This is a genomic window from Pseudomonas sp. SDO524_S393, from assembly GCF_054071875.1.
In genome coordinates this window covers 25,308-43,997 of the sequence record NZ_JBSVVZ010000014.1, presented here as the reverse complement: position 1 = coordinate 43,997, position 18,690 = coordinate 25,308, and the positions used below count along the sequence as shown (strand labels likewise).

Annotated in this window: 17 protein-coding genes; 9 read left to right on the top strand and 8 right to left on the bottom strand. The window is 63.2% G+C overall.

Annotated features, from left to right (window positions below):
• Nucleotides 1-44 precede the first annotated feature (44 nt).
• Nucleotides 45-1,052: an ABC transporter permease gene (locus ACW9IB_RS08695; RefSeq protein ID WP_457364050.1), complete on the bottom strand. Its 1,008-nt coding sequence runs from the start codon at nucleotides 1,050-1,052 to the stop codon at nucleotides 45-47.
• A 350-nt stretch (nucleotides 1,053-1,402) separates the two neighbouring features.
• Here ACW9IB_RS08695 and ACW9IB_RS08690 point away from each other — a divergent pair, with 350 nt between their 5' ends.
• The 3 genes from ACW9IB_RS08690 to ACW9IB_RS08680 are packed head-to-tail and all read left to right on the top strand — an operon-like array spanning nucleotide 1,403 to nucleotide 4,641.
• Nucleotides 1,403-2,239: a transketolase gene (locus tag ACW9IB_RS08690; protein ID WP_457364049.1), complete on the top strand. Its 837-nt coding sequence runs from the start codon at nucleotides 1,403-1,405 to the stop codon at nucleotides 2,237-2,239.
• Entirely contained in the window at nucleotides 2,229-3,161 is a 933-nt protein-coding gene (locus tag ACW9IB_RS08685; RefSeq protein WP_457413251.1) for a transketolase family protein, read from the top strand. Before ACW9IB_RS08690 ends, ACW9IB_RS08685 begins: the two co-directional genes overlap by 11 nt.
• 4 nt (nucleotides 3,162-3,165) lie before the next feature.
• Nucleotides 3,166-4,641 (top strand): FGGY family carbohydrate kinase, encoded by a 1,476-nt coding sequence (locus ACW9IB_RS08680; RefSeq protein ID WP_457364047.1) that lies wholly within the window; start codon nucleotides 3,166-3,168, stop codon nucleotides 4,639-4,641.
• Between the two features lie 144 nt (nucleotides 4,642-4,785).
• Here ACW9IB_RS08680 and ACW9IB_RS08675 read toward each other — a convergent pair whose 3' ends face one another.
• Both ACW9IB_RS08675 and ACW9IB_RS08670 read right to left on the bottom strand, forming a co-directional pair.
• Nucleotides 4,786-5,085: a YciI family protein gene (locus ACW9IB_RS08675; protein WP_457364046.1), complete on the bottom strand. Its 300-nt coding sequence runs from the start codon at nucleotides 5,083-5,085 to the stop codon at nucleotides 4,786-4,788.
• A 74-nt stretch (nucleotides 5,086-5,159) separates the two neighbouring features.
• A complete protein-coding gene (locus ACW9IB_RS08670; RefSeq protein WP_457413249.1) occupies nucleotides 5,160-6,104 on the bottom strand; it encodes an aliphatic sulfonate ABC transporter substrate-binding protein in 945 nt (314 codons plus the stop codon).
• 246 nt (nucleotides 6,105-6,350) lie between these two features.
• Here ACW9IB_RS08670 and ACW9IB_RS08665 point away from each other — a divergent pair, with 246 nt between their 5' ends.
• Nucleotides 6,351-7,289 (top strand): aliphatic sulfonate ABC transporter substrate-binding protein, encoded by a 939-nt coding sequence (locus ACW9IB_RS08665; protein WP_457413248.1) that lies wholly within the window; start codon nucleotides 6,351-6,353, stop codon nucleotides 7,287-7,289.
• Complete coding sequence (locus tag ACW9IB_RS08660; RefSeq protein ID WP_457413246.1) at nucleotides 7,286-8,605, top strand: LLM class flavin-dependent oxidoreductase; 1,320 nt, start codon at nucleotides 7,286-7,288, stop codon at nucleotides 8,603-8,605. Before ACW9IB_RS08665 ends, ACW9IB_RS08660 begins: the two co-directional genes overlap by 4 nt.
• Before the next feature lie 163 nt (nucleotides 8,606-8,768).
• Here ACW9IB_RS08660 and ACW9IB_RS08655 read toward each other — a convergent pair whose 3' ends face one another.
• Nucleotides 8,769-9,311, bottom strand: a complete 543-nt coding sequence (locus ACW9IB_RS08655) for a thioesterase family protein (protein WP_457413245.1) — start codon at nucleotides 9,309-9,311, stop codon at nucleotides 8,769-8,771.
• Between the two features lie 108 nt (nucleotides 9,312-9,419).
• Here ACW9IB_RS08655 and ACW9IB_RS08650 point away from each other — a divergent pair, with 108 nt between their 5' ends.
• Nucleotides 9,420-10,379 (top strand): GlxA family transcriptional regulator, encoded by a 960-nt coding sequence (locus ACW9IB_RS08650; protein ID WP_457413243.1) that lies wholly within the window; start codon nucleotides 9,420-9,422, stop codon nucleotides 10,377-10,379.
• Between the two features lie 82 nt (nucleotides 10,380-10,461).
• Here the strand turns inward: ACW9IB_RS08650 and ACW9IB_RS08645 are convergent, their stop codons facing one another.
• Together ACW9IB_RS08645 and ACW9IB_RS08640 are read right to left on the bottom strand one after the other, a co-directional pair.
• Entirely contained in the window at nucleotides 10,462-10,731 is a 270-nt protein-coding gene (locus tag ACW9IB_RS08645) for a hypothetical protein (RefSeq protein ID WP_457413242.1), read from the bottom strand.
• Between the two features lie 156 nt (nucleotides 10,732-10,887).
• Nucleotides 10,888-11,610 carry a pirin family protein gene (locus ACW9IB_RS08640; protein WP_457413241.1) on the bottom strand — a complete coding sequence of 241 codons (723 nt, stop codon included), beginning with the start codon at nucleotides 11,608-11,610 and terminating at the stop codon, nucleotides 10,888-10,890.
• A 179-nt stretch (nucleotides 11,611-11,789) separates the two neighbouring features.
• Between ACW9IB_RS08640 and ACW9IB_RS08635 the strand changes: the two genes are divergently transcribed.
• Together ACW9IB_RS08635 and ACW9IB_RS08630 are read left to right on the top strand one after the other, a co-directional pair.
• The gene (locus ACW9IB_RS08635) at nucleotides 11,790-12,740 is read left to right on the top strand and encodes a GlxA family transcriptional regulator (protein ID WP_457413240.1); all 951 of its coding nucleotides are present in this window, start codon (nucleotides 11,790-11,792) and stop codon (nucleotides 12,738-12,740) included.
• Between the two features lie 149 nt (nucleotides 12,741-12,889).
• Nucleotides 12,890-14,341, top strand: a complete 1,452-nt coding sequence (locus tag ACW9IB_RS08630; protein WP_457413239.1) for a winged helix-turn-helix domain-containing protein — start codon at nucleotides 12,890-12,892, stop codon at nucleotides 14,339-14,341.
• Here the strand turns inward: ACW9IB_RS08630 and ACW9IB_RS08625 are convergent.
• Together ACW9IB_RS08625 and ACW9IB_RS08620 are read right to left on the bottom strand one after the other, a co-directional pair.
• Nucleotides 14,288-17,050, bottom strand: coding sequence for an ATP-binding protein (locus tag ACW9IB_RS08625; protein ID WP_457413238.1), 2,763 nt, complete (start codon nucleotides 17,048-17,050; stop codon nucleotides 14,288-14,290). The two genes, ACW9IB_RS08630 and ACW9IB_RS08625, sit on opposite strands and share 54 nt — an antisense overlap.
• A gap of 58 nt (nucleotides 17,051-17,108) precedes the next feature.
• On the bottom strand, nucleotides 17,109-17,507 hold the full coding sequence (locus ACW9IB_RS08620; protein WP_457413237.1) for a helix-turn-helix domain-containing protein: 399 nt from the start codon (nucleotides 17,505-17,507) through the stop codon (nucleotides 17,109-17,111).
• Nucleotides 17,508-17,711: 204 nt separating this feature from the next.
• Between ACW9IB_RS08620 and ACW9IB_RS08615 the strand changes: the two genes are divergently transcribed.
• On the top strand, nucleotides 17,712-18,632 hold the full coding sequence (locus ACW9IB_RS08615; RefSeq protein ID WP_457413236.1) for a LysR substrate-binding domain-containing protein: 921 nt from the start codon (nucleotides 17,712-17,714) through the stop codon (nucleotides 18,630-18,632).
• The last annotated feature ends 58 nt before the right edge of the window (nucleotides 18,633-18,690 follow it).

Below are 18,690 nucleotides of genomic sequence, written 5' to 3'. Positions count from 1 at the left end.
GACTCCTGGTTTTATTGTTGGAGGGTGTCAACTGTCGAACAGGTTTAACGGGCAGTGCTGGAGCGGCGGCGCAGGGTGTCGATGGTCACGGCCAGGGCGATGACCACGCCGATCACCACTTGTTGAATAAAGGGCGAGACGCCCAGCAGGTTGAGGCCATTGCGCAACACGCCAATGATCAGCACGCCCACCAGGGTGCCGCCGATGCTGCCGACACCGCCGCTGAGGCTGGCGCCGCCAATCACCACGGCGGCGATGGCATCCAGTTCCAGGCTCAGGCCGGCGCTGGGTTGGGATGAGTCGAGACGCGCGGCCAGGGTGACGGCGGCGATGCCGGCGAGGGCGCCGCTGACGGCGTAGACCCACAAGGTGATCGCGCGCACCTTGATGCCCGACAGGCGCGCCACTTCCGGGCTGCCGCCCATGGCGTAGAGGTTGCGACCACCGGCACGAAAGCGCAGGAACACCCATGCCACCAGCAGCATCACCAGAAACAACCCGACCGTGGCCGACAAGAAACCGAAATGCCGAACCGTGGCCAGGCTGGTGAACCAGTCCGGGTAACCGACGATCTGCCGACCTTCGGTGAGGATGTTCGCCAGGCCGCGCGCCACCGACATCATGGTCAGCGTGGCAATGAACGGTGGCAGCTTGGCGTAGGTGATCAGCGCGCCGGACACCAGCCCGGCGAGCATGCCGCTGGCAATCGAGATCGGGATGGCGAAACCCAGCGGTATCGCCTGGTCCTGATAGAGCCAGCCGAGCATCATCATCGAGAAGGCGAGGATCGAGCCGACTGACAGGTCGATGCCGCCGATCACGATCACCGCCGTCATGCCGATTGCCAGGATGCCCAGCACGGTGACCTGATCAAGAATGTTCAGGCCATTGCGCAACGAGAAGAAGAATTCGGAGCTGAAGGAGAAGACCAGCACCAGCAGCACCAGGCCGATCAGCGGGCCGCCGATATTGCTGGGGAGCAGTTTCACCAGCCGTGGGCGGCGGGTCGGCTTGAGGTCGGCCGGGTGATGGACAGAGGCTTTGGCGTCCACAGTGTTCTCCTGATTTATTTTTTTTGGAGTGCTTTCAGGTCGCTTGAATATTTATGCGTGCCTGACTGTTAATTCAGATTCCAGTGACACCGTGGCAAAGTCAAGCGCTTAATTTTTCATGTATGCCTCTAGCTCGCTGCTTTCACCTGGCGCAAAGCCACGGGATAGATAAGCCGCCGTAGGATTTTGGCCGTCTGTCCGAGGGATTTATTTCATTTTTCCGCTGTTCGGTCCCTTGACCGCGTGGTGGATCGGCGTCTAAATAGAAATATATTGTCAGTGCTGAATAAATATTCAAATGCAGTGCTGAACACTTTCACCCGCGTGGTCAGCCTCAAAGGAGCCGCTGCATGAATGCCTTCCAGTACGACGCCCACCAGATCAAAGAACAGGCCCGCCTGATCCGGCGCCACGTGATACGCCTCAATGCCGATTCGCCTGCCGGCGGGCATACCGGGGCCGACCTGTCGGAGACCGATATTCTCGCGACCCTGTATTTCCGCATTCTCAATACCGGCCCGGAACGCACCGAAGACCCTGAGCGCGATATCTATATCCAGAGCAAGGGCCACGGCGTGGGCGGTTTGTACTGCTGCCTGGCGCAGGCGGGTTACATCCCGGTCGACTGGTTGCCGACCTATCAGCATTTCAACTCCCATTTGCCCGGCCATCCGGTACGCCAGAAAACCCCCGGTATCGAACTCAATACCGGCGCCCTTGGCCACGGCTTGCCGGTGGCGGTAGGGCTGGCGCTTGCGGCGAAGATGTCCGGCAGCAAAAAACGTATCTATGTGCTGACCGGCGACGGCGAGCTGGCCGAAGGGTCGAACTGGGAAGCGGCGATGGCGGCGGCCAAATACGGCCTGGATAACCTGTTCGTGATCGTCGACAAGAACAAACTGCAACTGGCCGGGCTGACCGCCGAGATCATGCCGCTGGACCCGCTGGACGTGAAATGGGCCGCCTTCGGCTTCACCGTCAGCGAGTGCGACGGCAACGACGTGGGTCAGTTGATCGAAACCCTGGAAAACATGCAGACCCGCACGGGCGCGCCCCAGGTGTTGATCGCTCACACTATCAAAGGCAAGGGCGTGTCGTTTATCGAAGCCCGTCCCGAATGGCACCACCGCGTGCCCAAGGGTGACGAAATCAACGCAGCACTGGAGGAGTTGAATCATGGCGAGTGAACATCTGGCGAGCGTCATGGTGGAGGCGTTCATTGCCGCCGTCGACGCAGGCCTGGACCTGGTGCCGGTGGTCAGCGATTCCACGTCCACGGCCAAGATCGGCCCGTTCGCGCAGCGCTTCCCCGAGCGGCTGGTCAACGTCGGCATTGCCGAGCAGTCGTTGGTCAGCGTTGCCGCCGGGCTGGCGTTGGGCGGCAAGATCGCGACCACCTGCAATGCCGCGCCGTTCCTGATTTCGCGGGCCAATGAGCAGATCAAGGTGGACGTCTGCTACAACCAGGCCAATGTGAAAATGTTCGGCCTCAATGCCGGTGCCAGCTACGGCCCGCTCGCCAGCACCCACCACAGCCTCGACGATATTTCGGTGATGCGCGGCTTCGGCAATGTGCAGATTTTCGCCCCGGCCGATGCCGTGGAGTGTCGCCAGATCGTTGATTACGCCCTGCGCCACAACGGCCCGGTGTACATCCGGCTCGACGGTAAGGCCTTGCCCGACGTCCATGCGGGCGACTATCGATTCCAGCCGGGCCAGGTGGATATCCTGCGCCAGGGGGCCGACGTGAGCATCGTCGCCCTGGGCTCCGTGGTGCATGAAGCGGTGGACGCGGCGGCCACGCTGGCCGGGCAGGGCATCCAGGCGCAGGTGATCAACCTGTCGTCTATCCGCCCGTTGCAGCGGGACGTCTTGCTCAGTGCCCTGAGCGGCACGCGTGCGGTGATCACCGTGGAAGAACACAACATCAATGGTGGCGTCGGCAGCCTGGTCGCCGAGGTGCTGGCCGAGGCCGGGCTGGGCATCGCGCTGATCCGTCTCGGCATCGGCGATGGCGAATACGCCGCCGCCGGCGCCCGCGAACCCACCCGCGCCTTGCATCACATCGATGCAGCTGGGATCGTGGCGGCTGCCACTCGGTTGCGGTGACCCCATGACTAACCAAGCTCCGCTGATCCTGGCGATAGATGAAGGCACCAGCAACGCCAAGGCGGTGCTGGTCAACGAGCGCGGGCAAGTGATTGCCCGCGGCGCGCGGCCATTGAGCATCAGCCATCCCCAGGCCGGGTTTTCCGAGCAGGATCCCCTGGCGATCTGGCACGCCACCCTGGCGGCCATCGAAGAATGCCTGGCTCAGGTCGACCGTCCGATCACCGCACTGGCCATCAGCAACCAACGCGAGTCGGTGGTGGCCTGGGATCGGTACACCGGCGAGCCGTTGTCGCCGTGCATCAGTTGGCAATGCCGTCGCTCCACGGCGTTGTGCGCGCAACTGCATGCCCAGGGGCACGAGGCGCGGATCCTGGAAAAAACCGGGCTGGCCCTCGACCCGATGTTTTCCGCCGGCAAGTTCCGCTGGATCCTCGACCATCTGGACAACGGCCATGCCCGCGCCGCCGCCGGCGACATCTGCCTGGGCACCGTCGACAGCTGGTTGCTGTGGAAGCTCAGTGGCGGCCGGGTGTTTGCCACCGACTATTCCAACGCCGCGCGCACCCAATTGTTCAACCTGCACACCGGCGCCTGGGACCCTGAGCTGCTGGACCTGTTCGCCATCCCCTTGGCCGCATTGGCGCCGATCCAGCCCAGCGCCGGTTTCTTCGCCGACACCGTTGCAGCCGGTGCGTTGCCCGGTGGTGTTGCGGTGATGTCGATGATCGGCGACTCCCATGCTGCGCTGTACGGGCAGGGCGGTTTCGCCCCGGGACTGGTCAAGGCCACGCTGGGCACCGGCTCATCCCTGATGACCCCCATGAGCGGCCCGATTGCGTCCACCCATGGCCTGTCCACCACCCTGGCCTGGCACGACGGCGGCAACGCCACGTTTGGCATGGAAGGCAATATCGTCCACACCGGCGCTGCCGTGCAGTGGGCATCGCGGCTGGTGGCGGGAGAATCGCTGGATGTCTTGACCGAGCAGGCGGCGCAGTTGCCCGACAACGGTGGCGTGTACTTCGTGCCGGCGCTGTCCGGGCTGGGCGCGCCGCATTGGCAAGCCGATGCCCGTGGCCTGATCTGCGGGCTCACCGAAGCCACCTCGGGCGCGCATATTCTGCGGGCGTCGCTGGAGTCCATCGGCTATCAGATTCGAGATGTCTTCGAGGCCATGCAGCAGGATATCGGTACGCCGCTGAAGGAACTCTGGGTCGACGGCGGGGCGACGCGCAACCGCTGGCTGATGCAGTTTCTCGCCAACCTGTTGCAACGTCCTGTTGTGCGCAGCCTGTCCCCGGAAGTCTCGGCATTGGGCGCGGCGCACCTGGCGGGCAGGGCGCTGGGAATCTGGGCCAGCGATGAAGCCTTGGCGCAATTGGAACGCCAGCGCGAGCGGTTCGAACCGCAGGACGATCCGGCCATGTCAGCGCGTTATACCGAGTGGAAAAAGGCCCTGGCCCGCACCCTGCTGTGACAGTTTGCAGTGAGCAGGGTTTTCTTCTGACAGAAATGCGGCGTCTGGTTTCAGGGCCGCTGCGCGGCCCGGCGCAGGACAAGCCTGCTCACTACAGTAAATCCAGGTCACCACAGTAATGCCTGCTCACCCCACTGGATCGAATCAAACCTCGGGAAAGCCGGTTTTCTGCGGCCAGCGATTCTGGAAAATCTGCAGGTCCAGCCTGGCGAATAATCCGCCCTGGGTAAAAGGCTCTTCGGCCAGCCACGCCTTGGCGTGCGCTTCGTCGTCAAAGTCCACCACCATCAGCGAGCCCACCGGTTCGCCTTGGGCGTCGAGCAACGGCCCGGCAAACGCAATGCGTTGCGCGACGGTGGCTAGATAGGCGCGGTGGCTGGCCAGCAGGGCGGTACGGCGCTCGGCGACATCGGGTTTGTAGTGCGCGTGAATGGCAAAAATCATGCGAAGGAACCTGGTCATTGGCAGAGGGAATGCCCTTTATGCGGCAACCCGATCAGCTTGCCAAATGAAACTTTTCACGGCTTCCATGTCTGCACGTCCTGGGCATCCACCGTCTTGGGCAACAGCCCTGCCTTGAAGAACGCATCGGCGATTTTCTGCTGTTCGCCCAACTGATCGAGCGTCACCGGCTGTACCTGGTAGCTGCGGTGGGCGTTGGCGGCTTCGACCGTGGCCGTGTCCAGATTGCCCCACAGCGGGCCGAGGATTTTCGCCGCGTCCTGCGGGTTGGCTTTTACCCATTGGCCGGCTTTTTCCAGTTGCGCGTACACCACGTTCAACACCTCGGGGTGGGCCTTGGCGTAGGGCGTGCCGGTCAGGTAGTAGCGTTTGTAGCTGGCCAGCCCGGCGCCATCGGCCAGGGTGCGCGTCGGCAGTTGGCGTTGCACGCCGGTGAGGAAGGGTTCCCAGGTGACCCAGGCATCGACCTTGTTGTTTTCGAACGCCGCACGCCCGTCGGCCGGCGTCAGATAGGCCGGTTCGATATCGGAGAAGGCCAACCCGGCCTTGGCCAGCGCCGCGATCAACAGATAGTGGGTGCCGGCGGCCTTGGTCACCGCGATTTTCTTGCCCTTGAGATCCGAAAGCTGCTGGATCGGCGAGTCCTTGCGCACCACGATGGCTTGGGCCGAAGGCGATGGCGCTTCCTGGGCAAAGTAGGTGAGCTTGGCCTGGGCCGCCTGGGCGAAGATCGGCACGGTGTCGGCCACGTCCGCGCTGATGTCTACGTTGCCCACGTTGAGCGCTTCCAGCAGCGGCAAGCCGCTGGGGAACTCATGCCAAGTGACGTCGATATGCTCGGCCTTGAGCGCTTTTTCCAGGGTGCCCTGGGTTTTCAGCAGGGTGATCAAGGTGGAGGACTTCTGGTAGCCGATGCGCAGGGTTTGTTCGGCTTCGGCATTGATGGCCACGGAAAAGGCCAGTAGCCCCAGGACAGCGATGAGAGGACGACGGATGGACATGGCGAGCTCGATCTTCAGCGAAATATCGCCAAGCATAAAGTTCTAAAAACCATTCGCTAAATACTCTTTGGATCTGAGCTTAGGGCGCTTTTTGCACCGTCCGACGAATTGGGCATAACGATAGAATTATAGGGTTCTTTCATAATCGCTCGTCCTTAATATAATCGAATTAACTTTATTGCCAGGCTTTGTGCCGTCTTTGGGCATATGCAACTTCCTTTCACCGTTTCTACGCCAAGGCCTTTCATGACCCTCAGGAAAATCGTTATCGCCGCCAGCCTGCTATTTGCCGCAGCGGCAGCCCACGCCGAACAGACCCTCGATATCAGCTACCAGCGTTCGTCCACGTTGTGGATTCTGCTCAAGCAAAATGGCCAGCTCGAACAGCGCCTCAAGCCGCTGGGTTTCACTGTCAGCTGGCATGAGTTCAGTACCGGCCTGCTCAGCTCGCTGAACGCCGGCAGTGTCGATCTGCACGCGGACGTGGCCGATGCCTTCGCCCTGTTTACCCAGGCCGCCGATGCCCCGTTGACCTATTACGCCCAGGAAAACTCATCCCCCGGCGCCCAGGCGATCATCGTGCAGGACAAATCGCCGATCCACAGCCTCGCCGACCTCAAGGGCAAGACGGTGGCCGTGTCCAAGGGCTCGGGCAGCAACTTTCTGTTGATCTCTGCGCTGAAGAAAGCCGGGCTGACCCTGGCCGATATCACCCCGCGTTACCTCGAAGCGCCGGATGGCGGCGCGGCGTTCGCCAGCGGCAGCGTGGATGCATGGGTCATCTGGGACCCGTTCCTTGCCACCCAACAACTCGAGCACCATGTGCGGGTAATCGCCGACGGCAAGGATGGCCTCGCTGACTACAACCGGTTCTACCTGGCCACCACGAAGTTCGCCAAGGCGCATCCCGAGGTGCTGCAAGCCACCTTCGACACCCTGCGCGAGACCGGCCAGTGGGTGAAAGCCCATCCCAGGGAAGCCGCTGAAATTCTCGGACCGTTGTGGGGCAATATCCCACCGGCCACGGTGGAACTGGCCAACAGCCGACGCAGCTACGACATCATCCCGGTCAAGGTGGGCAACCTCGCCGAACAGCAACGCATCGCCGATACCTACTACGCCGCCAAGCTGATTCCCAAGCCGCTGAAAGCCGCCGATATCACCCTGTGGACGCCAAAACCATGAGCCGCCAGATCCATTTATCCGCATTCCTGTTGAGCGGGCCGGTGGTGCACAGCCATGCGGTATGGCGCCACCCGCAAACCCAGGGCAACTACCTCGATCCCGATTACTACGCCCGTGTGGCCAGGGTGGTGGAAGAGGGGTTGTTCGACTTTCTGTTCTTCGCCGACCGCCTCGCGGTGGGCGACCAGATGGGCGGCTCCCGCGAGTTTGCCCTGCGCCATGGCGCCCAGGACGCCACGCGCCTCGACCCGTTGCCGATCCTGTCTTATCTGGTGGGGCAGACCCGCAAGCTGGGCCTGGGCGCCACGCGCTCCACCACTTATTACGAACCGGCGCACATCGCCCGCGAGTTCGCCACCCTCGACCACCTGTCCAGGGGCCGCGCGGCCTGGAACATCGTCACCTCGATGAACGACAGCGAAGGGCGCCTGTTCGGCAAGGACAAGCATCTGGAACATGACCTGCGTTATGACCGCGCCGACGAATTCGTCGAAGTCGCGCTGAAACTCTGGAACAGCTGGGGCAAGGACGCCCTCAAGCTGGATCGCGAAAGCGGTGTGCTGGCGGACCCGGCATTGATTCGGTCGGTGCAGCACCAGGGCGAATGGTTCAAGGTCGAGGGCCCGTTGAACATTCCGCGCACGCCCCAGGGCCGGCCCGTGCTGATCCAGGCCGGTTCGTCCGGGCGTGGACGACGCTTTGGGGCACGTTGGGCCGAGGCGATTTTCACCATTCACCCGCACCTGGCGGCCATGCGTGCGTTTCGCGATGACGTGCGTGCGCAAGTGGTGCAACAAGGCCGCGGGGCTGACAGCTGCAAAGTGCTCACGGCGGTCATGCCGTTCATTGGCGGCAGCGAAGCCGAAGCCCGCGCCAAGCGCGACCGGCACAATGCCCTGGCGCGGCCGGAGTTGGGCCTGGTGACACTGGCCTCGCAACTGAACGTGGACCTGTCGCCATTCCCGCTGAGCGCTACCCTGGCCGAGATCGCCCAGTCGCCGCTGATCCATGCCGCTGCCGCCGAAAAGCTGCTGATGCAGGGCCCGGACACCACCCTGGAGCAACTCGGGCGCATCTTCGCCAGCAGCGTGCGCGTGCCGCAACTGGTGGGCACCGGCGCACAGATCGCTGACCAGTTGGCGGCGTTGTTCGAACAGGGCGGTTGCGACGGATTCGTGATTTCCCCGGGCTACCTGCCGGGATCGTTCACTGAGTTTGTCGAAAGCGTGATTCCACACCTGCAACGCAAGGGCTTGTTCCGCACCGCGTACGAAGGCTCGACCCTGCGCGAGCATCTGGGGTTGGCTGGTCTATAACCAGATCACCGCGTTTCTCCAGAAAAACGGGGTGGCAGGTCTCAGGGCCGCTGCGCGCCCCGGCGCGGGCGGTACGACGATTCGGCAAGCCTGCTCACCACAGTAATTCCTGTTCATCACAATCAATCGGCTTACCCCTGACCTGAACCCTCAAAGGTGTTGTTCAGGTGTGCTCTTCTTCCCGCAACTGTCCACTCATCTCGTCACAACTGCGCGCCCAGTCGCTGAGCCATTGCGGCATGGCCGGCGACGCTTCGGGCAGGCCCAATTCGCCCAGGAAGTCCGCCGGGGGCAGGGTGCCTTTGGCGGAGCGAAACAGCCCGCGCATCACCACCACGCCGACTACGCGACCGCCGCTGACAAAACGATGCTCCATATAGCTCCATTTGGCGTCCCAGCCGAGCATGCGTGTATGCACGTCGAAAGCTTCGAACAGTTTCAATTCGCGGCGGAACTTGCCCCAGGTGTCGCCCACGATCGGCAGTGCCTTGTTGCGCAAGGCCACGCGAAACGCGCCGGTGCGCAACACGAAGTCCATGCGTGCGATATCGGCCAGGGAAAAGTAGCGGCCATTGGTGACATGCCGGTTGATGTCCAGGTCCAGCGGCCAGACCCGCATGCGGATGACCGTGGTGTCCAAACCATGGGCCGGTGTGCGCCAGGGGCGGCGGGACAGCATGTGCAGCAAGCGAAACCAGAGATTCATAAAAACGCCAGGCAGTTGATCGATGGCTGCACTGTAAGGGCGTGGAATCGGCTAAGGTAGGTGCGTAAATGACGTATTGCATGCCAAAAGCGCAAACAAGGTTTCCTTATGCACATCACCTTGCTCCTCGCCGATCAATGTTCCGCCGCCAGTGCCACCCTGGCTTTGGAAATGCTCAGCGCCGCCAACCTGTTCGCCGACAGCCCGCCCTTTGAAATCACCGTCGCGTCCCTCGACGGCCAGGCCGTGAATGCCTGGGGCGGGCAGTGTTTGCAGGTAAACAGCGCGCTGGCGCAGGTTGGGCGGACCGACCTGGTGCTGGTTCCCGGGTTTCTGTTCACCTTGAAAGAGGCACTGCCTGCTTTCGCCGCCTATGGCCCGTGGCTGCGGGAACAACATGCGCGCGGCACCGTACTGGCTTCGATGTGCACGGCTACCTTCCTGCTGGCTGAAACCGGCGTATTGCAAGGGCTGCGCGCGACCACCCATTGGGCGTTCGCCGAGTGGTTCCGGAGGCGTTATCCCGGGGTGAACCTGGACGATGGGCAGATCCTCTGCGAAGAAAACCGCGTGATCACCTGCGGCGGCGCCAGTGCGGCGATGGATTTGATGCTGCACCTGATCCGTCGCTTCGGTTCGCCGGAACTGGCCCAGACCTGCGGCAAGTACCTGTTGATCGACAACGTGCGCACCGAGCAGTCGGTGTACGCCATGTGGTCGCTGCCCAAAAGCCACGGCGACGGCGATATCCTGAAGGTGCAGCATTGGCTGGAGCAGCACTTCGCCAAATCCCTGGTGATCGATGACGTCGCCCAGCGCTTCGGCTTTGGCGCACGTAATTTCAAGCGGCGCTTCAAGGACGCCACGGGGCTGACGCCGATTGCCTACCTGCAAACACTGCGTCTGGAGCGCGCCAAGCAGATGCTCGAATCCAGCCGCATGACGCTGGAAAGCATTACCTACGCGGTGGGTTATGAAGACAGCAACTCGTTTCGGCGACTGTTCCAGCAGCGGGTGGGCATGCTGCCGGCGGCTTATCGCAAGAAGTTCCTGGTCACTACGGACTGAATCAAGGGGGCGAAAGGTTATTGCGGACGAAAAAAAACCGGCTGATCAGGCCGGTTTGGGGTGTCCCGCCAACAGCGCGGGGTTATGCATGGTTGCTCAGCAGACGATCCGCGCCGCCTTCAGCCAGGCCACGTTCTTGCAGACGATCGGCACCGCCTTCAGCCAGGCCACGCTCTTGCAGACGATCCGCACCGCCTTCGGCCAGGCCACGTTCTTGCAGACGATCGGCACCGCCTTCGGCAACGCGGCTGTCCATCAGGCGATCAGCGCCGCCTTCGGCGACAACAGGGTGAGCGAAAGCGTTTACAGCGAAAACCGAGAAAGCGAGGCTAAGCAGGATTTGGCGTTTCATGATGGTGTGCTCCGAATGTTTGATTTAGGTGTTCGATTCAGGTGTCGCTTGGTATGGGGTTGATGTTACGCGCTGGATTTTTTAAGAGAACTTCATTGCACTGATGGTGACTATCGACGCCAGCGATGACCCATTTTGGGGCCACCGCCGTACCGGTCATGGCATCTGCGGAAGGTCGTGGGGACGCAGGTCGAACACCAGCACTTCGGCGTCTTCGCCCTGGCTCAGGCAGATGTATCGCTCGTCCCGCACCCTGGCGCCGTCGCCTTCCTGCAAGCGCTGACCGTTGACTTCAACGCTGCCCCGGGCCACGTGGATGTAGGCATGCCGTTGTGGCGGCAGGTCCAGAGTCGCGCTTTCGTCACCGTTGAACAGCCCGGCGTACACCCGTGCGTCCTGGCGTACGTTGAGGGAGCCGTCGGTGCCTTCCGGCGAGATGATCAACTGCAAGCGCCCACGCTTTTGCGCCTCGCTGAAATGCTCCTGCTGATAGCGTGGCTCGGCGCCGGTCACATTGGGCACGATCCAGATCTGCAAAAAGTGCACGCCACGGCTCTGGCTGTGGTTGAACTCGCTGTGGGCCACGCCGCTGCCGGCGCTCATCAGTTGCACATCGCCGGGGCGGATCACCGAACCGGTGCCCAGGGTGTCCTTGTGTTCCAGGGCGCCTTCAAGCACATACGAGAAGATCTCCATGTCGCGGTGCGGGTGTTGGCCGAAGCCTTTACCGGCCGCCACGCGGTCGTCGTTGATCACCAGCAGGTCAGAAAAACCCTGCTCGGCGGGGTTCCAGTAGTTGGCGAACGAGAAGGTGTGGAACGACTTCAACCAGCCGTGATTGGCGGCGCCGCGTTCGGAAGCTTTGCGAAGGGTCAGCATGGTCTTGTCCTCAAGTGAGCGCGGTCTGCAAAAGGCAGTGCGCTGGGGTTGAGAAAAGATTAATGGTTACTGGATGATCCATTAAGAAGATGAAATCTGAATAACTGTCTCTTTAAGGTTGACGATAAAAGACATGCCATAATGCGCACCGCCTTTCTTCTCAATGGACCTCTCCCGTTATGAAAACCGTGGCCATGGCGCTGTTTCCGGACTTCCTCTTGCTCGACATGGCCGGACCGCTCGAAGTGTTCTCCATTGCCAATCGCTACCTGCCGGCGGCGGCCCACTATCAGCTCCTCACCGTGGGCACCGAACCTGGCGCGTTGTACGCCTCCAATGGCGTCAAGGTGCAACCCGACCTGTCGCTGGACCAGGCACAGGACGCCTATGACCTGCTGCTGATCCCCGGCGGTCCCGGTGCCTATAACAAATGTCACCCCGAGCTGTTGCCCTGGCTGAGAGAGGCGGCGCCACGGGCGCAGCGCTTCGGTTCGATCTGCACCGGCGCTTTCGTGCTGGGCCATGCCGGGCTGCTGGACGGCCACCGCGTGACCACCCACTGGCATTACACCGAGCGGTTGATCAAGGCGTTCCCCAAGGCCATCGTCGAGACCGACCGCATTTACTTGCAGGACGGTCGCCTGATCACCTCGGGCGGCGTCACGGCAGGCATTGACCTGGCGCTGTCGGTCGTCGCCCAGGACCACGGCAAGCAGGTGGCGGTGGAAGTGGCGAAGGTGCTGCTGGTGGTGATGAAGCGCCAGGGCGGGCAAGCCCAGTTCAGCCCGATGACTGCCGCCGTGGCCCCTTTGGAAACCCCGGTCACCCGTGTGCAGAACCATGTGCTGGCCCATCTGGAGCAACCCTTCAGCATCGAGTCGATGGCGGAGTTCGCGGGCATGAGTGCGCGACACTTCTCGCGGTTGTTCACCAAGGAGGTGCAGATGACGCCCATGGCCTTTCTGCAAGGCGCACGCATCGACCGCGCGCGACAGCTGCTGGAAACCACCGACCTGCCGCTCAAGACCGTGGCCTTCCATGCAGGCTTCGGCAGCGTGCGCTACATGCGGTTTCTGTTCAGTGAAAAACTCGGCCTCAATCCCACCCAGTACCGCCAGCAGTTCAGTTGACCGGGTGATGTCCGTCTGACGCACCCGAATGTCCGTGTCGCTCCCCGTGCCGGCATTGTCCTGTCACAGGTAGCTGGCAAGATAGCCGGACGCTCCGGCAAAAGGATGCGCAGACGCCCAAGACCGGGCGTTCCAGCGCGGTGACCGTCATGAATAACCCCCACACGGTGAGCTTCGGCCCCTACATTTTTCATCGGCAACAACGCCTGGTCAGCAAGGGCGGTTGGCCGGTGCCGTTGGGCGGTCGGGCGCTGGACATTCTTGCGACGTTGCTGGAGACGCCGGGGCAATTCATCGGCAAAGACACCCTGATCGCCCGGGTCTGGCCCAACACGGTGGTGGAAGAAAACAACCTGCGGGTGCACATCGCCGCCTTGCGCCGCGCACTGGACGGGCAGCGCTACATTCTCAACGAGCCCCACCGGGGTTACTGCTTCGTGGTGCCGGCGCAGGACAGCGCTCCAGCCACCAGGCCTCGGCACAACCTGGCCACCCGTCTCAGCCCGGTGATCGGCCGCGACGAGCTGCTGGGGGCGCTGGTACGCCGTTTGTCCGGGCAACGCCTGATGACCCTCACCGGGTGTGCCGGCGTGGGCAAGAGCACCCTGGCCCTGGCATTGGCCGAGCGCGTGCTGCCGCGTTATCCAGACGGCGTGTGGTGGGTGGACCTGGCCACGGTGCAGGCGCCGGTGTCGATGCTGGGCCACATCACCCGCGCGCTCGACCTTGAGCCCTGCATGAACGCCAATGCGTTGGCCCGCCAGCTGCTGTCACGCCGGCTGTTGCTGGTGCTCGACGGTGCAGACTTGCTGCTTGGGGCCTGTCGCCATCTGGTCAAGGTGATGCACGCACTGGCGCCTCAGGTGAGTGTGTTGGTGAGCAGCCGCGAACCGCTGCATGTGCCGGGTGAATGGCTGCAAACCGTACCGCGCCTGGTGGTGCCGGCACTTTCGCAACTGGGTAGCGTTGAACAGGCCATGGCCTGCCCGGCAGTGCAGTTGTTCGTCGCACGCGTGCGGGCCGGCCAGCAGGGCTTCGAACTGCGCCCGCAGGACCTGGCGCCCCTGCGCGACATCTGCCGGCGCCTCGATGGCATTCCCCTGGCCCTTGAGCTGGCGGCGGCCCAGGTCGAAGCACTGGGCGTGCGCGGCGTGCAGGCACAATTGCGGCAGGGTCTTCAGGTACTGGTGGGCGGTCGACGTACGGCAGTGGAACGGCATCGATCGCTGACAGCCGCGCTGGACTGGACCTACGAGCGCTTGAGCCTGCCGGAGCGTTGGCTGTTCCTGCAATTGGGTTTGTTCAAGATGGCGGTGACCCTGCCCGTACTCAGCGAGCTGGTGGCCGGCACCGAGCTGGAACATGCCGACCTGTCCTACCTGCTAAAGCGCCTGGTGGCGACGTCGCTGCTGACGATGGAGCCCGGGCCGGGGCCCGAGCGCTACCGGTTGCTCAACAGCATTCGCAGCTATGCCCTGGGGCAGTTGCGCGACCCCATGCAGGTGGCGCGCTTGCAGCAGGGTTACGGGCATTACCTGGGGGCTTTTTCAGGCCGGCCGTTTGTCCTGCAACTCGTCGAGCAGGCTGCGTACGCGGAGTAGGTCACGGGTGGCGAAACCTTCGGTGAAGCGCCCGTAGACCGAGGTCAGCAGGTCGCGGGCAGCCTGTCGGCGCCCCTGGCCTTGCCACAACCGCGCCAGCGAGGCGGCACTGCGCAATTCCCAGGCCAGCGCGCCTTGTTGGTGGGCCAGCCCCAGGGCTTCCAGCAGCAAAGTTTCGCGAGCGCGTATATCCGGTACGGCTTCGGCGTGCACTCGCAGGATCTCTGGTGTGCACCAGCCGGCGGCGCCGCTTCTGGCGCGGTCATGCAGGGCATCGCTCACGTCGAGCGTTTCGAAGGTCACCAGGATGTCTTCAACCAGGCCAATGCCTTGCAAGTCCTCACGCTGAGCGCTGCCGTCGTAATGACGGGCCCAGGTGTGGAACAACTGCACCGAGTGTTTGTGCGCCTGTTGCAGCAACAGCTCCAGCAGTGAGTGGGCCGACGCGGTGTCACCGTTGTAGCGGGCGATCACTACGCCCGCCAGGGCCAGGGTGTAGCAGATCGAGGTGCCATGGTTGATCTGCAGGGCCAGTTCCAGCGCCTGGCTGGCGGTGCGCCAGGCGCGTTCGGGAAACCCCCGCAACCAGAGGATGCGCGCGAGGATGGTCAGCGACGCCACGCTCTGGTCGTACTGCACGCCAAAACCATGGGTGAAACGGTTGAGATGGCCGCTGTGGGCCATGCGCTGGATCACCTGTTCGGCGTTGTGCTGCGCCAGCGCCTGGTGGCCGGCGAAGTGCTGGGCCAGCACCCGCAGGCGTTGAGCGCTGAGGGCCAGCAACGGTTCGGTCTGCGGACCCAATTGATCGAAGTGCAGGCTTTGCGCCAAGGCTTCACGGTAGTTGCCGCAGCACAGGTTGACCGCCATGTGCCCCGATACCGCGCGCAACTGGCCGGCGAGATCCTTGCCTGCTTCCGCCAGGCGCCGCGCGCAGGCGAAGGCTTCGATGGTCTGCGGCGTACCGCCCTGGGTATGGTAGGCAAAGCTGCCCAGTGCCAGTTGCAATGCCATATGCAGACGTTGGCTCGGCGCCGTCGACTCGGCCAGCCGAGCCAGGGCTTTGCCCACGTACAGCCCGTGTTCGCGCAGCAATGACAGCTCCTGCCACAGTGGCATCGCGCTGACCGTCAGGCGAATGCCCAGCAGGTGCACGCCGTGTTCGCCCAGGCCCCAATCGAGGGCGGCGCGGATGTCTTCGCGCAGGGGCGCATACCGGTCGATCCAGGTCTGGGTCGCGGTCAATTCCCAATCGTCCTGCGCCTGATCCATCAGTGCCAGGCAGCGGGCGGCATGACGTTCGCGGGTGGTGTCGAGTTCTGCTGCGGCGCTGAGTTTTTCCAGGGCGTAGGTGCGCGTGATAGCCAGCAGGCGATAGGTCATTTCGTCATCGCCGACTTCCACATTCAGCAGCGACTTGGCCACCAGTTGGGTGATCGATCCCAGCACCTCGGTCGGTGCGATCCGGTCCCCGGCGATCACCGCCGCTGCGCTGGCCAGGCTGAATCCGCCCCGGAACACCGCCAGGCGACGCAGGCAAATCTGTTCGCACGGCGTGAGCAACTCGAAGCTCCAGTCCAGTGTGGCGCGCAGCGTCTGGTGACGGGGCAGGGCGCTGCGTCGGCCACGGGTCAGCAGGCGGAAATTGTCCTCCATCTGCGCCAGCAGCCCGGGCAGGCCGAAGCGCTCGAGCTGGGCCGCCACCAACTCGATGGCAAGGGGGATGCCGTCGAGGCGCTGGCAGATATCGATCGCCAGGGGCAATTGGGCTTCGCTGAGCTCGAAGCTGTCCTGATGGGACATCGCCCGTTCGATCAGCAGTTGCAGGGCCGGGTAACCCAGGGCCTGGGCGCGGTTACCGGTAGCGGGTGGGCACGCCAGGGGTTCCAGGCGTTGCACGTGTTCGCCTTCGGCGCGCAAGGCTTCGCGACTGGTGGTGAGAATATGCAGGCCCGGCGCATGGCGCAGCAGGGTCTCGCTGATCAGTGCGATATCGTCGAGCAGGTGCTCGCAGTTATCGATCACCAGCAACAAGTGATGGTCGTGCAGGCTGTGCGCCACGCCTGGCAGCGGGTCGTGTTCGGCCAGGGTGAGATCGAGCAGGGCGGCGAGGTTGGGCAGGATCAGTGAGGACGTGCTGAGGGGCGCCAGGTCGAGCAAGCGAATGCCGTCGCGGTAATGACCGATCAACAATTCCGCCACGCGCAGCGCCACGGTGGTCTTGCCGATGCCACCGGCGCCGGTCAGGGTGATAAAGCGCTGCTGCGGCAATTGCTGCACCAGCGTGTCGATCAGCGCCTGGCGACCGATCATCCGCGTACGCCGCAACGGCAGGTTGTGGCACGGGCGCTGTGGAGTGCCTTCGGTGGGCAGCGTCATCGGCTCGATGCTCAATGGCGCGACAAAACTGTAGCCCCGCTGGGCCACGGTGACGATATAGCGCTGACCGGCCTGGCCATCGCCCAACGCCTTGCGCAACGCCGCCATGTGCACCCGCAGGTTGCCGTCTTCCACCACGCTTTTGGGCCACACCCGTGCGATCAGTTCCTGCTTGCTCACCACGTTGCCGGCCTGCTCCAGCAGGATCAGCAGGATGTCCATCGCACGCCGGCCCAGGCGCAGCGGACGACCGGCTTCCAGCACCAGGCGCTGACGCGGGTGGATGCGGTAAGGACCGAAATGCACGGCCTGGTCACTGAGGTCACTCATGGGTGGCCATGCTCCGGTAAACAAGAGCGGCCAGCATAGGCCACGACGCCAAGGACCACTAGGCCGCGATCACGTGAGGTTTGTCGCGCACGTGGTGATTGCGCCAGGTCATCGGGTTGATGCCTTCGCTGCGGGTGAACATATGGCAGAAATGCGCCTGGTCGCAGAAGCCGCATTCCAGGCTGATTTGCGTGAGGCTCAGGGACGATCCGATGATCAACTCCTTGGCTCGCTGGATGCGCTGCTGGCGAATCCACTCCTGGGGCGACAGCCCGGTGCTGCACTTGAAGGCGCGGGAAAAATGGCTGCGCGACAGCGCACAGGCCTGGGCCAGTTCGGCGATCGCCAGGCTTTCGCCGAGGTTGTCGAGGATCAGTTGTTTGGCGATACGCTCGCGCCGTGGGCACAGGCCGCCGGTGGCGGATAAACGGGGAGTACAGTGCGCGAGTCGGGCCATGACAAATATCCGCAGTCGATGGGAGCGTTCCCGTTGAATGGATGCAGTGTAGACCGGCTCATTCTTGGTGCCGAACCGTCTGGCTGACGAGTTAATCGTTGTTAATTTCGCCAGCGGCGGGCACACAAAAGACAGCACAGGCGTGCAATCCCGGCGTGGCTTTGCGTGCTTTTCTGGCCGCCTGACAACCCTGTGGATACGCCCATGAACCGCAACGACCTGCGCCGCGTCGACATGAACCTGCTGGTGATTTTCGAGGCCTTGATGTTCGAGAAGAACCTGACCCGGGTCGCCGAAAAACTCTTCATGGGCCAACCGGCGGTGAGTGCGGCACTGGGGCGTTTGCGGGACTTGTTCGACGACCCGTTGCTGCTGCGCAACGGGCGGGGCATGGAGCCCACGCCACGCGCCGTGGCGATACTCAAGGAGTTGCAACCGGCCATGGACACCATTTCCGGCGCCGTCAGCCGCGCCAAGGATTTCGACCCTTCCTCCAGCTGCGCGGTGTTCCGCATCGGCCTGTCCGATGACGCCGAGTTCGGGCTGTTTCCGCCGTTGCTCAGCCGTCTGCGCGAAGAAGCCCCGGGCATTGTCGTGGTGGTACGCCGCGCCAACTACCTGTTGATGTCATCGCTGCTGGCCAGTGGCGAGATTTCGGTGGGGGTCAGTTACACCACGGAACTGCCGGCGAATGCCAAGCGCAAGAAACTGCGGGATATTCCGTGCAAGGTATTGCGTGGCGATGACGGCGCCGCGCCGCTGACCCTGGACGACTACTGCGAACGGCCCCATGCGATGGTGTCGTTTTCGGGGGACCTGAGCGGCAATATCGACCTGGACCTGGCGCGTATAGGCCGCGCCCGCCGGGTGGTGCTGGCGGTGCCGCAGTTCAGCGGGTTGCGGGCCTTGCTGGCGGGCACGCAGATCATTGCGACCGTGCCGGATTATGCGGCCTGTGCGTTGACCGAGGGGACCTCGCTGCGGGCCGAGGACCCGCCGTTCGAGATCGATGCGGCGGAGTTGTCGATGGTGTGGAGCGGGGTGCATGACAATGACCCGGCGGAGCGGTGGTTGCGGGGGCGGATTGGGGAGTATATGGCTCGGCATGCCCTCAGTCCGGCTTGAATCCGTGAGCCGCCGTCCTGGTAGCCGACGGGGTTCTGGAAGCCGGTCTCGGTCCAAA

Excerpts from the sequence above, each read along its gene's own strand:
- ACW9IB_RS08690 (WP_457364049.1), top strand. The coding sequence starts at position 1,403 with ATGAATGCCTTCCAGTACGACGCCCACCAGATCAAAGAACAGGCCCGC.
- ACW9IB_RS08685 (WP_457413251.1), top strand. The coding sequence starts at position 2,229 with ATGGCGAGTGAACATCTGGCGAGCGTCATGGTGGAGGCGTTCATTGCC.
- ACW9IB_RS08680 (WP_457364047.1), top strand. The coding sequence starts at position 3,166 with ATGACTAACCAAGCTCCGCTGATCCTGGCGATAGATGAAGGCACCAGC.
- ACW9IB_RS08675 (WP_457364046.1), bottom strand. The coding sequence starts at position 5,085 with ATGATTTTTGCCATTCACGCGCACTACAAACCCGATGTCGCCGAGCGC.
- ACW9IB_RS08670 (WP_457413249.1), bottom strand. The coding sequence starts at position 6,104 with ATGTCCATCCGTCGTCCTCTCATCGCTGTCCTGGGGCTACTGGCCTTT.
- ACW9IB_RS08665 (WP_457413248.1), top strand. The coding sequence starts at position 6,351 with ATGACCCTCAGGAAAATCGTTATCGCCGCCAGCCTGCTATTTGCCGCA.
- ACW9IB_RS08660 (WP_457413246.1), top strand. The coding sequence starts at position 7,286 with ATGAGCCGCCAGATCCATTTATCCGCATTCCTGTTGAGCGGGCCGGTG.
- ACW9IB_RS08655 (WP_457413245.1), bottom strand. The coding sequence starts at position 9,311 with ATGAATCTCTGGTTTCGCTTGCTGCACATGCTGTCCCGCCGCCCCTGG.
- ACW9IB_RS08650 (WP_457413243.1), top strand. The coding sequence starts at position 9,420 with ATGCACATCACCTTGCTCCTCGCCGATCAATGTTCCGCCGCCAGTGCC.
- ACW9IB_RS08645 (WP_457413242.1), bottom strand. The coding sequence starts at position 10,731 with ATGAAACGCCAAATCCTGCTTAGCCTCGCTTTCTCGGTTTTCGCTGTA.
- ACW9IB_RS08640 (WP_457413241.1), bottom strand. The coding sequence starts at position 11,610 with ATGCTGACCCTTCGCAAAGCTTCCGAACGCGGCGCCGCCAATCACGGC.
- ACW9IB_RS08635 (WP_457413240.1), top strand. The coding sequence starts at position 11,790 with ATGAAAACCGTGGCCATGGCGCTGTTTCCGGACTTCCTCTTGCTCGAC.
- ACW9IB_RS08630 (WP_457413239.1), top strand. The coding sequence starts at position 12,890 with ATGAATAACCCCCACACGGTGAGCTTCGGCCCCTACATTTTTCATCGG.
- ACW9IB_RS08625 (WP_457413238.1), bottom strand. The coding sequence starts at position 17,050 with ATGAGTGACCTCAGTGACCAGGCCGTGCATTTCGGTCCTTACCGCATC.
- ACW9IB_RS08620 (WP_457413237.1), bottom strand. The coding sequence starts at position 17,507 with ATGGCCCGACTCGCGCACTGTACTCCCCGTTTATCCGCCACCGGCGGC.
- ACW9IB_RS08615 (WP_457413236.1), top strand. The coding sequence starts at position 17,712 with ATGAACCGCAACGACCTGCGCCGCGTCGACATGAACCTGCTGGTGATT.